Origin of the sequence: Cupriavidus sp. UGS-1, from assembly GCF_021213615.1 — a bacterium.
In the GTDB taxonomy this organism is placed as follows: Bacteria; Pseudomonadota; Gammaproteobacteria; order Burkholderiales; family Burkholderiaceae; genus Cupriavidus.
Genome location: NZ_JAJQJF010000023.1, coordinates 29,422 through 43,973, shown reverse-complemented (window position 1 = coordinate 43,973; position 14,552 = coordinate 29,422). Strand labels below are relative to the sequence as shown.

Annotated in this window: 11 protein-coding genes; 6 read left to right on the top strand and 5 right to left on the bottom strand. The window is 70.2% G+C overall.

Going from position 1 to position 14,552, the window contains the following annotated elements; all coding sequences use genetic code 11:
* The first annotated feature begins 101 nt into the window (after positions 1–101).
* Positions 102–1,085 carry a MurR/RpiR family transcriptional regulator gene (locus tag LRR16_RS22320; RefSeq protein WP_232207142.1) on the top strand — a complete coding sequence of 328 codons (984 nt, stop codon included), beginning with the start codon at positions 102–104 and terminating at the stop codon, positions 1,083–1,085.
* Between the two features lie 11 nt (positions 1,086–1,096).
* Here LRR16_RS22320 and LRR16_RS22315 read toward each other — a convergent pair whose 3' ends face one another.
* From LRR16_RS22315 to LRR16_RS22300, 4 genes are all read right to left on the bottom strand, one after another.
* Positions 1,097–3,622 (bottom strand): DNA internalization-related competence protein ComEC/Rec2, encoded by a 2,526-nt coding sequence (locus tag LRR16_RS22315; RefSeq protein ID WP_232207141.1) that lies wholly within the window; start codon positions 3,620–3,622, stop codon positions 1,097–1,099.
* 182 nt (positions 3,623–3,804) lie between these two features.
* Complete coding sequence (locus LRR16_RS22310) at positions 3,805–4,647, bottom strand: TatD family hydrolase (RefSeq protein WP_232207140.1); 843 nt, start codon at positions 4,645–4,647, stop codon at positions 3,805–3,807.
* A gap of 26 nt (positions 4,648–4,673) precedes the next feature.
* Complete coding sequence (lolD, locus tag LRR16_RS22305) at positions 4,674–5,432, bottom strand: lipoprotein-releasing ABC transporter ATP-binding protein LolD (protein ID WP_232207139.1); 759 nt, start codon at positions 5,430–5,432, stop codon at positions 4,674–4,676.
* Entirely contained in the window at positions 5,425–6,675 is a 1,251-nt protein-coding gene (locus tag LRR16_RS22300) for a lipoprotein-releasing ABC transporter permease subunit (protein ID WP_232207138.1), read from the bottom strand. The genes lolD and LRR16_RS22300 overlap by 8 nt, the downstream gene beginning before the upstream one ends.
* Before the next feature lie 158 nt (positions 6,676–6,833).
* Between LRR16_RS22300 and LRR16_RS22295 the strand changes: the two genes are divergently transcribed.
* Together LRR16_RS22295 and recJ are read left to right on the top strand one after the other, a co-directional pair.
* Entirely contained in the window at positions 6,834–7,985 is a 1,152-nt protein-coding gene (locus LRR16_RS22295; protein WP_232207137.1) for a hypothetical protein, read from the top strand.
* Positions 7,986–8,084: 99 nt separating this feature from the next.
* Complete coding sequence (gene recJ, locus LRR16_RS22290; RefSeq protein WP_023264021.1) at positions 8,085–9,782, top strand: single-stranded-DNA-specific exonuclease RecJ; 1,698 nt, start codon at positions 8,085–8,087, stop codon at positions 9,780–9,782.
* 110 nt (positions 9,783–9,892) lie between these two features.
* On the opposite strand, the gene LRR16_RS22285 is transcribed toward recJ, so the two are convergent.
* A complete protein-coding gene (locus LRR16_RS22285; protein WP_232207157.1) occupies positions 9,893–10,636 on the bottom strand; it encodes a M23 family metallopeptidase in 744 nt (247 codons plus the stop codon).
* A 324-nt stretch (positions 10,637–10,960) separates the two neighbouring features.
* Between LRR16_RS22285 and prfB the strand changes: the two genes are divergently transcribed.
* The 3 genes from prfB to lysS all read left to right on the top strand — a co-directional run bounded on the left by prfB (position 10,961) and on the right by lysS (position 14,519).
* Positions 10,961–12,065, top strand: a protein-coding gene (gene prfB / locus LRR16_RS22280) for a peptide chain release factor 2 (RefSeq protein ID WP_157071931.1) whose coding sequence is annotated in 2 segments (ribosomal slippage) — positions 10,961–11,041 and positions 11,043–12,065 — 1,104 coding nt in all. Because the reading frame shifts where the segments join, the coding sequence is not laid out codon by codon here.
* 109 nt (positions 12,066–12,174) lie between these two features.
* Positions 12,175–12,945: an SDR family oxidoreductase gene (locus tag LRR16_RS22275; protein WP_232207136.1), complete on the top strand. Its 771-nt coding sequence runs from the start codon at positions 12,175–12,177 to the stop codon at positions 12,943–12,945.
* A gap of 41 nt (positions 12,946–12,986) precedes the next feature.
* Positions 12,987–14,519, top strand: coding sequence for a lysine--tRNA ligase (gene lysS, locus LRR16_RS22270; protein WP_232207135.1), 1,533 nt, complete (start codon positions 12,987–12,989; stop codon positions 14,517–14,519).
* Positions 14,520–14,552 lie beyond the last annotated feature (33 nt).

Sequence of the window (14,552 nt, the reverse complement as noted above, 5' to 3'; positions counted from 1 at the left end):
AGGGTTATTCCCGACTGCGGCGCACGGCGTTCCACCCGATCATTCGGCCGGCCAAGTAGAATCTCTACAAATCCCGATCCAATCCGACTCTTGCCGCCCTCATGCGTGACCGCATCCTCGCCGTCTACGACTCCCTTCGCCCCTCCGAACGCCGCCTCGCCGACTACGTCGCGCGCCACGGCGCCAGCGTGATCCGGCTGTCGATGCCGGAGCTCGCTCGCCTTGCCGGCGTGTCGCAGCCGACCATTGCACGCTTTTGCGCGGCGCTCGGCTACGACGGCTTTCGCGAGTTCAAGCTGCAGTTCGCGCAGACCGTCGGCGCCGGCACGCCTTTCGTGCACCAGGACGTCAATCCGCAGGACCGGCCGGCCGATATCGCCGGCAAGGTGTTCGACCGCACCATCGCGACATTGATGTCGGTGCGCAATGCGTTGTCGGCCGATCAGATCGAGCACGGCATCGCGCTGCTGGCCGGCGCGCGCCGCATCGAGTTCTACGGCTGCGGCAACTCCGGCATCGTCGCCCTCGACATCCAGCACAAGTTCTTCCGTCTCGGCATGCCGACCGTCGCGTACTCCGATCCGCATGTGTTCAGCATGTCCGCCGCGCTGCTGGCGCCGGGCGACGTCGCGGTGCTGGTGTCCAACAGCGGCCGCACCTGGGACATGCTGACCGCGGCCACGCTGGCGCGCGGCGCGGGCGCCAGCGTGCTGGCGCTGACGCACAGCGGCTCGCCGCTGGCCGCGCTGGCCGACGTCTGCGTGTTCTCCGATGTGGAAGAGGACAGCGAGGTCTATACGCCGATGACCTCGCGCATCAGCCATCTGGTGCTCGGCGATGTGCTCGCCGCGGGCGTCGCGCTGGCACGGGCCGACACGATGGCGGGCCGCTTGCAACGCGCGAAGGCGCATCTGCGCGAGCGCCGCATCGCCAGCGCCGAGCCCAGCCATGCGATCGAGCCGCTGCCGCGCGGCAAGGCGCGCCGCAGCGCGGGGCCGGCGGCAAAAGGTGCGTCGAAGCGAGTGACTACGCCCGCGACCAAGCGTGCGGCGAGCCCGGCCGCCCGCCGCGCGGCCAAGCGGTAACCCGTACTCGTTCATTCCGGCGCATCCTGGGCCGGCCGCCAGTAGCGCCGCGCCTGCTGCCGGAACGACGCGATCGCAATGCCGTCCCGATTCGCGACGACTTCGACGGCGCCGGTGCGATCGCTGCGATAGCGCGCGATCCCGCGGCGGCCATAGCGCGCCCATACCTGCGCATGCGGATGCCGGTAGCGGTTGCGATAGCCGAGCTGGAACACCGCCGCAACGGGCCGCACCGCGTCGAGCCATTCGTCGCTGGACGACGTGCGGCTGCCATGGTGCGGCCCCAGCAGCAGGTCGGCACGCAGCGCATCGGGCGGCAGGCGAGCGACCATTGCCAGTTCGGCGGCGCGGTCGATATCGCCGGTCAGCAGCATCGCGGCGTACGGGCTCGAGATCCGCAGCACGCAGCTGCGCGCATTGCTGCCGATCGCCGCGTCGTCGCCCTGCCCCGGCAACGGATGCAGCAGCTCGAAACGCACGCCGTCCCATTGCCACGCGATACCGGCCGCACACACCGCACCGGCATCCGGCCCGCTCCCGGCCTGCAACCGCCATAGCGGATGGCCACGCGGCAGCGACGCCCACAGGCGCCGGACCGGCAGCGCCGCCATCACGTCGCGCGCGCCGCCGGCATGATCGGCGTCCTCGTGACTGATCACCAGCGCATCGAGCGAGTGAATGCCAACCGCGCGCAGGAACGGCACCACCACGCGCTCGCCGGCGCTGGGCCGTGGCGAATCGGCCGGATTGCTGGTCGCGCCATACGCCGGCCCGGCGTCGTACAGCAGCCGATGGCCGCGGGTCTCGATCAGCACCGCCGCGCCCTGCCCGACATCGAGCGCCGTCGCGCGGAAGGCGGCGGCCGGCAGCGGCGCGCGGCCGCTCGACAGCATCGGGATCAGCAGCACCAGGCCATGCACGCGCCAGCCCCAGCCGAAGGCACGGGGGGCCAGCAGCACCGCCGTGCCGAGCAGCGCGAAGGCGAGTTCGACGGTATCGGGCCGCGCGGCCTGCCAGACGGCCCAGTGCGGCGCCGCCAGTCGCACCAGCACCGCCGCCAGCCATGCCATCGCCTGGTGCGCCAGCGTCAGCAGCCATGCGGCCACCAGCGCGATGGCGCCGCCGAGCGGCCAGTCCACGGGCCACGCCGCCAGCATCGCCGCGCCCAGCGCCAACGGCGTCACCAACAGGCTGACGAGCGGAATCGCCAGCGCATTGGCCAGCGGCGACACCACCGACACCTGCTGGAACAACAGCAGCGTCGGCGGCAGCAGTCCGATCGTGACGGCCCATTGCGTGCGCACCGACTCGGCCAGATGCCGCCGCAGGCCTTGCCAGCGCGCCTGCCAGACCGAGCGCCGCGACGGCTCGCCGCCGGCCACGGCCACGGTTCGCTGCGACGCCGCCACGAAGATCGCCGCGACCGCGCCGAACGACAGCCAGAATCCCGCCGCCCGCACCGCCCAGGGGTCGAGGGCCAGCGCCACCGCCGCAGCCCAGGCCAGCACCAGCGACGCGGGCGGCCGGCGCTGCCACCACAGCGCCAGCGCGGCAACGGACACCATCGCCACCGTGCGTTGCGCCGGCACCTCCATTCCCGACAGCAGCCCATAGGCCAGCGCCATCGCCACCGCCACCAGCGCCGCCGCCCGCTGCGCAGGACAACGCAACGGCAGCGGCCGCCGCAGCCATCTGCCCAGGCCGAACGAATACCGCCACAGCGCCCTCGCCAGCGCACCGGCCAGCCCGGAAATCATCGTGATATGCAGGCCCGAAATGCTGACCAGATGGCCGATGCCAGTGCGGGTGAACCAGCGCCATTGGTCGGCGGCGATGCCGCTCTGGTCGCCGATCGCCAGCGCCACCAGCACGCCAGCCAATGGCGCCTCGGCCGGCATCGCGGCCAGCATGCGCGAGCGGATCCGCGCGCGCCAGCGCGCGATGCGCCAGGCCGGCCGCAGGGCCACCGGCGCTGCGGGGCGGGCCGCCAGCACGTAGCCCGTCGCACCGATGCCCCGCTGCAGTAGCCAGTATTCGTAATCGAAACCATGCGGATTGGCGAGACCATGTGGCCGCTTCAGCCGTACGGTCAGCGCCAGCCGCGTGCCGGGCAGCAGATCGGGCGGCGCCTGCTGCCAGCCGAGCGACAGCAGCGGCGGCAAGCCGGCCGGCCTGTCGCCGTCGACCGTGAACGCGAAACGCAGGCTCTCGCCGTTGCCGGTCGGCAATCCCGACACCACGCCCGTCAGCGACAGCGTGACGCCTTCGAACTGCGCCGCAAGCCGCTCGGCCAGGCGACGCTCGGCACGCCAGACGGACCATGCCGCGCCGGCGATCAGCGCGGCCAGCACAGTGGCCAGCAAGCGGACATGGAAGCCGTTCGAGGAAGGCTCCGGACGCCCGGCAAGCGGCGACAGCGCGATCACCACCACCAATGCGGCCAGACCGGCGGTCACGCCGATCGAAGCTGGCGGCAGTGCCGGCAATTGCTGCACCAGCCAGCAGCCCGCGACGAAGGCGCACAGCGTCAGGCGCATCGCGGCCCGGCAATAGCGGCCGCAGCAACAGCGGCCGCGGCAATGGCCGGAACAGCAGGCGCCGCAGAGAACGAAACGACGATAGCGGCTGCAACGACCGCACGCACCGCAGACATGCACGCCCCCCAATCAAGGGATCACGATGCCCGCGTTTATACCGCCGGGCGGCGGCCCGGAACTTGTCAGTCCGTCACGGCGGAGGACGGTGCCATCGTCGCGGCAAAGGCGGCCAGCCGGGGCAGCGCCTCGACCGCATTGCGCCAGGTCGCCTGGGCCAAGGTGTCCGCGTCGATGCCGCGCAGTTCGGCCAGCACCCGCGCGACGCCCGCGACCTCGGCCGGCGTGTTGCGCACCTTGCGTTGCTCGCCGAACTGGTCGTCGGTCAGCCAGGCCGGCGCGATATCGGGCGCATCGGTCTCCAGCACCAGCGCGTCCAGCGGCAGCTCCACCGCCAGCCGTCGGATCTGCCGCGCGCGGCTGAACGTCACGTTGCCGCCGAAGCCGAGCTTGAAGCCCTGCTCGACGAAGCGCTGCGCCTGCTGCGCGCTGCCGTTGAACGCATGCGCGATGCCGCGCCGCACGCCGACGCGCCGCAGTTGCGCGGCGACCTGGTCCTGCGACTTGCGCACATGCAGCAGCACCGGCAGATCGAACTCGCGCGCGATCTTCAGCTGCTCGACATAGAGCCAGGTCTGGTGCTGCGCGTCGAGGCCCGGCACGAAGAAGTCCAGGCCGATCTCGCCGATGCCGACGAAGCGGGGGTCGGACAAGGCGATCTCGACCTCGCTGCGCAGCGCGTCGAGATCGGCCTGCCCCGCGCCGGGCGTGCACAGCGGATGGATGCCGAGCGCATAGACGCAGGCCGGATGGCGATGCGCCAGCGCGCGTACCGCGTCGAAGTTCGACACCGCCACCGCCGGCAGCACGATGCCGCCGACGCCGGCCGCGGCCGCGGCCGTCACCACCGCGCCGCGGTCCTCATCGAACTCGGCCGCGTCCAGGTGGCAATGGGTATCGATCCACATCGGCGATGAACTCCGGCGCGCCGCGCTCAGCGTTCGCGATGCAAATGGCCGTCGCGCAGCCGCAGCACGCGGTCGCAGCGATTGGCCAGATCGAGATCGTGGGTGACGATCACGAAGCTGGTGCCCAGCGTGCGCGACAGCTCGAGCATCAGGTCGTAGACGCCGCCGGCCGTATGGTCGTCGAGGTTGCCGGTCGGCTCGTCGGCCAGCACGCAGGCGGGCTGCCCCACCAGCGCGCGCGCGATCGCGACGCGCTGCCGCTCGCCGCCCGACAGCTCGCCCGGACGGTGCTTCGCGCGCTCGCCCAGGCCCACGCGCGCCAGCATCGCCTGCGCCGCCTCGCGCGCCTCGCCCTGGCGCAGGCCGCGGATGCGCATCGGCATCGCGACGTTGTCCAGCGCGGTGAACTCCGGCAGCAGATGGTGGAACTGGTAGACGAAGCCGAGCGAGCGGTTGCGCACGAGGTTGCGCTCGGTCTCGCGCAGATCGGTGAAGGGCTTGCCGAGCAGCGCGACGCTGCCCGAATCCGGATTGTCGAGCCCGCCCAGCACATGCAGCAGCGTGCTTTTGCCGGAGCCCGAGGCGCCGACAATGGCGACCTTCTCGCCGGCATTGACGCGCAGGTCGACGCCGCGCAGCACCTCGACGTCGAGCCCGCCCTGGCGGAAACGCTTGCACAGGCCCTGCGCGCTCAGGATCGGTTGCGAGGCGGCGGTGGCGCCCGCCGGCGCGGCCTCGGGCCAGGCGTCGGGGGAAGCGGTGCGGTTCAGCATGGCCTCACTCATAGCGCAGCGCCTCCGCGGGGTTCACGCGGGCGGCGCGCCAGCTGGGATAGAGCGTGGCCAGGATGGCCAGCACGAAGGAAATGGTGCCGATGGTGGCGATGTCGTTCACGCGCGGGTCCGAGGGCAATTCGCTGATGAAATAGATGTCGCGGGGCAGGAACTGGACCTGCAGGATCCGCTCGATGAAGGGCACGATCACGTCGATATTGGTCGCGATCAGCGTGCCGCCGAGCACGCCGAGCACGGTGCCGATGAAGCCGATCGCCACGCCCTGCACGATGAAGATGCGCATGATCGAGCCGGGCTGCGCGCCCATCGTGCGCAGGATCGCGATATCGGCCTGCTTGTCGGTGACGGTCATCACCAGCGTCGACACCAGGTTGAAGGCCGCCACCGCGATGATCAGTGTCAGGATGATGAACATCATCCGTTTCTCGGTCTGCACCGCGGCGAACCAGTTGCGGTTCTGCTTGGACCAGTCGCGCAGATAGAGCTCGCCGGACAGCGTGCCGGCCAGCGCATCGGCGACCTGCGGCGCGCGCTGCATGTCGGCCAGCCTCAGCCGCAGGCCGTTGGGACCGTCGAGCCGGAACAGCGTCTGCGCGTCCTGGATGTCGATCAGCGCCAGCGCGCTGTCGAACTCGTAATGGCCCGACGAATACACGCCGACCACGGTGAACTGCTTGAGCCGGGGCAGCACGCCGGCCGGCGTGATGGTGCCCTGCGGCGCCACCAGCGTGACCTTGTCGCCGACGCGCACGCCCATCGCCGCCGCCAGCTCGCCGCCGAGCACGATGCCGAAGCCGCCGGGCTGCAGCTCGTTCAGGCTGCCGGCCTTGAACTGCTTGCCGATGTCCGAGACCTTGGGCTCCTCGGCCGGGTCGACGCCGCGCAGCAGCACGCCGCGCACGATGTCGTCGCGCGTCAGCATCGCCTGCGCGGCGACATAGGGCGCGGCGCCGACGACCTCCTTGTTGCGCATCGCCTCGGCGGCGGTGCGGCGCCAGTCGGGCAGCGTGGACGGGCCGATCACCTCGATATGCGCCAGCACCGACAGCATGCGGTCGCGGACCTCCTTCTGGAAGCCGTTCATCACCGACAGCACGACGATCAGCGCCGCCACGCCGAGGGCGATGCCGAGCATCGAGATCATCGAGATGAACGAGATGAAGGTATTGCGGCTGGCGCGTTTGCTGGCGCGGGTATAGCGCCAGCCAATCTGCCACTCGTAGGGAAAGTTCAAGACGGTTCCTGTGTTCGTTGCCAATGCGCGAAGGGCCCTGCCGGGCCGCCATCGCCTCCGCGGCGCCCGCGGACGCCGCGCAAATCCTGCGCAAATCCTGCGCGAATCCGGTGAATCGGGACGCGCCGGCCAGCCGCGAGTTTACAATCTCGCCAACCATGACGACGCACCTGACCCTGATTGTGCCCTTTTCGGTCCCGCCCGGCGCGGATACCGAGGGCCTGGACGAACCGAACGGCGCCGGTGGCGGCATTGCCGGCGCGCTGCTGCGCCAGTTGGAGTTGCCGGCGCTGGGAAAGTTGCTGACGCGCGCCGGCGCCACCGCGCGCGAGCGCCACGGTCCGGGCTACGACCCGACCGCGCTGCGCTCGCTGCCGCACGAGCGCTGGCTCGCCGCGCGCGCAGGCCTGGACACCGCGCGCGTGCCCACCGCCCCTTACATGCGGCTGGCCGACCATGGCGCCGCCGCGGCGGGCCGTGACGAGGGTTCCTGGGTCTGCCTGCAGCCGGTCCATATCCATGCCGCGCGCGATCATCTGGTGCTGATGGACCCGGCGCTGCTGACGCTGGACGCCGCCGAATCGGCCGCGCTGCGCGAGGCCATCGCGCCGCTGCTGGACGATTCGGGCATCGCGCTGGATGCGCCCCACCCCGGCCGCTGGTACCTGCCCGAAGCGGTGTTCGGCCCGCTGGACGCTACCCCGCCGCTGCGCGCCGCCGGCCGCAATATCGACGTCTGGATGCAGTCCGGCCCGCGCGAGCGCGACTGGCGCCGGCTGCAGAACGAGATCCAGATGACCTGGTTCGACCATCCGGTCAACCAGGCGCGCGAGGCCAACGGCGCGCTGCCCGTCAACTCGGTCTGGCTGCATGGCGGCGGCGCGCTGCGGCCGGTGCCGCGGCTGGCCGATACGGTGCTGGCCGACGATCCGCTGCTGCGCGGGCTGGCGCTGGCGGGCGGCGCCGCATGCCGGCCGTTGCCGTCCTCGCTGGCATCGCTTGAATCGCTGGATTCCCTGCAGGCCGGGGGCAGCGCCATGGCGCTGCTCGATGCCTGCGTCTCGGCCTATATCGCCGAGGACTGGGGCAGCTGGATCGAGCGGCTGCATGCGCTCGAGGCCGACTGGTTCGCGCCGGCGCTGGCCGCGCTCGAAGCGGGCCGGCTGCAGGCGCTGACGCTGGTGCTCGGCGGCGACGACCATCACGCCGAATTCACCGTGCGCCGCGGCGATCTGCGCAAGTTCTGGCGCGGCCTGGGGATGCGCGGCGACTGGCGCGCGCTGCTGTCCGATCTGGCGCTGGCGGCATGAGCGCATGAGCACGACCATGCCGATGCCAACGCGCCCGTTCCACCCGTCTTGCTCGCCTGGCCGCCGCCCCGGCCCCTGCTCCGCTATCGTTCCGACCCCATGACCCGCATCGCGATCCGCCCCCACCAGCCCGACCACGCCAGCGCCCTCGCCGCGCTGGGCCTGCATCCGACGCTGGCGCGCATCCTGTCGGCGCGCGGCGTCACCCATGCGCGCGAGCTGGCCACCGATCTGCCCGAGCTGATGGCCCCGCAGGCGATGAAGGGCATCGACCGCGCCGCGGTCTACCTGGCCGACGCGATCGCGGCCCGCCGCCGGCTGCTGATCGTCGCCGATTACGACTGCGATGGCGCCACCGCCTGCGCGGTCGGCGTGCGCGGGCTGCGCATGCTGGGCGCGCAGGTCGACTACATCGTGCCGAACCGCTTCGAGTACGGCTACGGCCTGACGCCGGAGATCGTCGCGCTGGCGGCGCAACGCAATCCGGACGTGATCGTCACCGTCGACAACGGCATCGCGAGCGTCGATGGCGTGGCCGCGGCCAATGCGCGCGGCATCGACGTGGTCGTCACCGACCACCATCTGCCGGGCGACCAGTTGCCCGACGCGGCGGTGATCGTCAATCCGAACCAGCCGGGCTGCGGCTTCCCCAGCAAGAACCTGGCAGGCGTCGGCGTGATGTTCTACGTGCTGCTGGCGCTGCGCGCCGAACTGCGCCAGCGCGGCGTGTTCACGCCGGCCAGCCAGCCGCGGCTGGATACGCTGCTCGATCTGGTCGCGCTGGGCACCGTGGCCGACGTGGTCAAGCTAGACACCAACAACCGCATCCTGGTCGCGCAGGGCCTGAAGCGCATGCGGGCGGGCCGCATGCATGCGGGCGTGGCCGCGCTGTTCCGCGCGGCCGGACGCGAGGCCAGCCGCGCCACCACCTTCGATCTCGGCTTCGGCCTGGGGCCGCGGCTGAACGCCGCGGGACGGCTGGCCGACATGTCGCTCGGCATCGAATGCCTGCTCAGCGACGACGCGGAGCGCGCCTGGGAGATCGCGCAGCAGCTCGATGCGATGAACCGCGAGCGGCGCGACATCGAGGCGGGCATGCAGCAGGAAGCGCTGCAGATCCTCGAGCGTCCGCTGGACGGGCTCGATCCGTCGTCGCGCTTTACCGTCAGCGTGTTCAACGACACCTGGCACCAGGGCGTGATCGGCATCGTGGCGTCGCGCCTGAAGGAGAAATTCCATCGGCCGACGATCACCTTCGCGCCGGGCGACGAGGCCACGATCAAGGGCTCGGGCCGCTCGATTCCGGGCTTTCATCTGCGCGATGCGCTCGACCTGGTCTCCAAGCGCCATCCCGGTCTGCTCGTGAAGTTCGGCGGCCATGCGATGGCGGCCGGCCTGACGCTGCGCGCCGGCGATTTCGAGCGCTTCATGGACGCGTTCGAGGGAATCGGCCGCGAATGGCTGACCGACGATCACCTGGCCCGCGTGATCGAGACCGACGGCGAGATCGAGGACCACTGCTTCGATCCGGCCTTCGTCTCGCTGCTGGAGCAGCAGGTATGGGGCCAGGGCTTTCCGCCGCCGACCTTCTGCGGGGAATTCGACGTGCTGCGCCAGACCGTGCTCAAGGGCAAGCATCTGAAGCTGCAGCTGGGGCGCGGCAAGCGCCAGTTCGACGCGATCTGGTTCAACCACGCCGACACGCTCGGCGCCAGCGCGATGGTCGCCTACCGGCTCGACAACAACACGTTCAACGGCGTCACGCGCGTGCAGATGGTGATCGAGCACGCGCAGTAGCAAGGAACGTCTCTCGTTGTCGCCCCCGCGCAGGCGGGGTCCAGCGGCTTGTGCGGCCAGGTTTGCAGTCGCTGGATCCCTGCCCGCGCGGGGACGACAAGACCGGCCGCTTATCCCCGCGCAGGCAGCATGCTGGCCGGATCGACCGGCTTGCCGTTGCCGCGCACCTCGAAATGCAGCTCGCTGGCCGCGGCACCCATGCGGCCCACCACCTGGCCCGCGTCGACGTGGGCGCCTTCCTTGACCATCGGCTGATCCAGGTTGCCGTAGACGGTCAGCCAGTCGTCGTTGTGCTTGACGATCACCAGCGTGCCGTAGCCACGCAGCGCGCCGACGTGGATCGCCCAGCCGGCCGCGGCCGCCCGTACGGTGCCGTTGGCCGGCACCGCGATGCGCAGTCCCTTGCTCGACGGCGGCGCATAGCCGTGCGTGACCGTGCCGTCCGCCGGCCATTGCAGCGCGATGCGGCTGGACGGCGGCCGGCTCGACGGCGCCGCGGCACGCGGCGTGTCCTCGACCGTAGTCGGGCCGCTGGCGTTGCTCGCCGCCGCCGCGGCGCCGGCGGCAGGCCGCACGCGAATCAGCTGGCCGACCTCGATGCGGTCCGCGCTCGGCAACGCGTTCCAGCGCACCAGATCGCGCACCGAGCGGCGATGGCGGCGCGCGATCGAATACAGCGTGTCGCCGGAACGGACGCGGTAGAAGCCGTCCGGCGCGGGGCCGCCCTCGCCCACCGTGCCGCAGCCGGCCAGCGTCGCCAGCATCGTGGCGGCCAGCGCGGCGATGGCGCGCCGGCGGCCGATGGCGGGGTCGTTGGTGGCGGTCGCGGCCGGGAAGGTCGAGGTGGCTGGCATCGTCATGGCTGCATCGGAATTCTGGCGCCCGCGGCAATATCGAGGGCCTCGATCTACGGCCTCGGCTGGCGCAACGGCGGACTGGAACGGCGGATAAAAACGGAAGCGGCGCCACCGATGTAACGGTTGACGCACCCGCAACTGTAGACCATCGGTCACGGCCACAGTTCGGCGCGCCCTCGGGAAACGGCCTTCGCAGGCCCCGGCGAGCGCGCCGGCGGCGGGCGCCATGCGCGGCCTTCCGCGCGGCGCATTATCCGTCATTGCCCGGGGAATGCCTCCCCGTTCCGCTATAATTCACGGTTTTCAAAGCGCAAGAACACCATGGAAGCAGAACGCCTCAACGCCATCTCCGGCGCCATCTCCGATCTCCGTTCCCGGACGGAAGATCTACGGGGGTATCTTTGACTACGACGTCAAGGTAGGACGTCTGGCCGAAGTCAACGGCGAACTGGAGGACCCCGAGGTCTGGAACAACCCGAAGCGGGCCCAGGATCTCGGCAAGGAAAAGAAGATGCTCGAAGGCGTGGTCCAGGTACTGGGCAAGCTGAGCGAGGATCTGGAAAGCGCGCAGGAGCTGTTCGAGCTCGCGCGTGAAGAGGGCGACGACGACACGCTGGTGTCGATCGAAGAGGACGTCAAGGGCTTCGAGGCGACCGTCGCCGACATGGAGTTCCGCCGCATGTTCTCCGGCGAACTCGATCAGGCCAATGCCTTCATCGACATCCAGGCCGGCGCCGGCGGTACCGAGGCGTGCGACTGGGCCTCGATGCTGCTGCGCCAGTACCTGAAGTACTGCGAGCGCAAGGGCTTCAAGGCCGAAGTGCTGGAAGAATCCGAGGGCGACGTCGCCGGCATCAAGAGCGCCACGATCAAGGTCGAGGGCGAATACGCGTTCGGCTATCTGCGTACCGAGACCGGCGTGCACCGGCTGGTGCGCAAGTCGCCGTTCGATTCGTCGGGCGGCCGGCACACCTCGTTCTCGTCGGTGTTCGTCTATCCGGAGGTCGACGACTCGTTCGAGGTCGAGATCAATCCGGCGGACCTGCGCGTCGATACCTATCGCGCTTCCGGCGCGGGCGGCCAGCACATCAACAAGACCGATTCGGCGGTGCGGATCACGCATATCCCGACCGGCATCGTCGTGCAGTGCCAGAACGACCGCTCGCAGCACCGCAACCGCGCCGAGGCGATGTCGATGCTGAAGTCGCGCCTGTACGAACACGAGATGCGCAAGCGCCAGGCCGAGGCCGACAAGCTCGAATCGACCAAGACCGATGTGGGCTGGGGCCACCAGATCCGCTCGTACGTGCTGGACCAGAGCCGCATCAAGGACCTGCGCACCAACGTCGAAATGTCCAACACGCAGAAGGTGCTGGACGGCGACCTGGACAACTTCATCGAGGCGAGCCTGAAACAGGGCCTGTAAGCGCAGGCCGAGCGTTGCAGCACCAGCAGGACCGGCGCCCGCTCGCGCCACCCCTCCCGCGGCGCGGCCGTGCCGCGGGTTCCGACCTCTCTCCGCCAGGGCGACATCCATGACCACAGCCGCATCGACTGACGCTTCGCATCTGATCATCGTCACCGGCGCCTCGCGCGGGCTGGGCGCGGCGCTGGTGCGCGCGCTGCTGGTGCCGGGCAACCGGCTGGTGTGCGTGGCGCGCAGCCGCAACGCCGAACTGGAGCAGGCCGCGCAGGCCAGCGGCGTGCCGATCGCCTGGCACCTGCAGGACCTGTCCAAGCCCGCGCAGGCGGCAAGCTGGCTGGCGAGCGTGCTCGACAGCGTCGATGCCCCCGCCAGCGCGACGCTGGTGCTGAACGCCGGCGTGATCGAGCCGATCGCGCCGATCGCCGAGCTGCAGGAGGCGACGGTGGTGCCGCACCTGATGACCAATCTGGTGTCGCCGATGACGATGACCGCGGCCTTCCTGGCGCGCAGCGAGCGCTTCGGCTGCCCGCGCAAGGTGCTGGCGATCTCGTCCGGCGCCGCGCGCCGCCCGATCGAGGGCTGGAGCGCCTACTGCGCCGGCAAGGCCGCGCTCGACATGTTCGTGCGCTCGGTCAATGCCGAATACGCATCGGTGCCGGCCGAGCGTGGCGTGCGCGCGGTGGCGCTGGCGCCGGGCGTGGTCGATACCGGCATGCAGGCCGCGATCCGCGAGGCCGACTTCGCTCAGGTCGAACGCTTCCGCTCGCTGAAGGCCAACGCGCAGCTGACCAGCCCCGACGAGGCCGCCGCCCGCATCGCGGCCTATCTGCAGCGCGCCGACTTCGGCAGCACCGAACTCGACGATATCCGCAATACCTGACTTTCCCGCGCGGCCCTCGTGCCCCGCCCTTTGACGACATCATGACCGAACCCACCCGCGCGCCTGCCGAGCAGGCCCCCGCCGTCGACGAAAACAAGATCATTGCCGAACGGCGCGAGAAGCTGCAGGCGCTGCGTCAGCAAGGCGTCGCCTTCCCCAACGACTTCCGCCCGACCCACCAGGCCGCCGGCCTGCACGCGCAGTACGGCGAGGCCGACCAGGCCGCGCTCGAGGCCAATCCGGTCGAGGTCGCGGTGGCCGGCCGCATGATGCTCAAGCGCGTGATGGGCAAGGCCAGCTTCGCCACGGTGCAGGACGGCAGCGGCCAGATCCAGTTCTACATCACGCGCGACAAGGTCGGCGAAGAGGTCTACGCGCAGTTCAAGCACTGGGACCTGGGCGACATCGTCAGCGCGCGCGGGCTGCTGTTCCGCACCAACAAGGGCGAACTGTCGGTGCAGGTGCAGGAGCTGCGCCTGCTGTCGAAGTCGCTGCGCCCGCTGCCGGACAAGTTCCACGGCCTGGCCGACCAGGAAATGAAGTACCGCCAGCGCTATGTCGACCTGATCGTCTCGCCGGAGACGCGCGCAACGTTCCGCGCCCGCACCGAGGCAATCTCGTCGCTGCGCCGCCATATGGCCGAGGCCGGCTTCATGGAAGTCGAAACGCCGATGCTGCATCCGATTCCCGGCGGCGCCGCGGCCAAGCCCTTCATCACGCACCACAATGCGCTGGACATGCAGATGTTCCTGCGCATTGCGCCCGAGCTCTATCTGAAGCGGCTGATCGTCGGCGGCTTCGAGCGCGTGTTCGAGATCAACCGCAATTTCCGCAACGAGGGGGTCAGCCCGCGCCACAACCCCGAGTTCACGATGATGGAGTTCTACGCGGCCTATACCGACTACCGGTGGCTGATGGACTTCACCGAGGACCTGATCCGCAAGGCGGCGATCGACGCGCGCGGCAGCGCGACGCTGACCTATCAGGGCCGCGAGCTGGACCTGGGCAAGCCCTTCCACCGGCTGACCATCACGCAGGCGATCCAGAAGTACGCGCCCCAATACACCGATGCGCAGCTGACCGATGCCGACTTCCTGCGCGCGGAGCTGAAGAAGTTCGGCGTCAACACCAGCGCGCCGCAATTCCTGAACGCGGGCCTGGGCACGCTGCAACTGGTGCTGTTCGAGGAGACCGCCGAGAGCCAGCTGTGGGAGCCGACCTTCATCGTCGACTATCCGGTCGAGGTATCGCCGCTGGCGCGGGCCTCCGATACGGTGCCTGGCATCACCGAGCGTTTCGAGCTGTTCATTACCGGCCGCGAGATCGCCAACGGCTTCTCGGAGCTCAACGATGCCGAGGACCAGGCCGAGCGCTTCCGCAAGCAGGTCGAGCAGAAGGATGCCGGCGACGAAGAGGCGATGTATTTCGACGCCGACTACATCCGCGCGCTGGAATATGGCATGCCCCCGACGGGCGGCTGCGGCATCGGCATCGACCGCCTGGTGATGCTGCTGACCGACAGCCCGAACATCCGCGACGTGATCCTGTTCCCGCATCTGCGGCGGGAAGACTGAGCCAAGGGCCCGCGGGGCCCCGGCCGGCGGCCA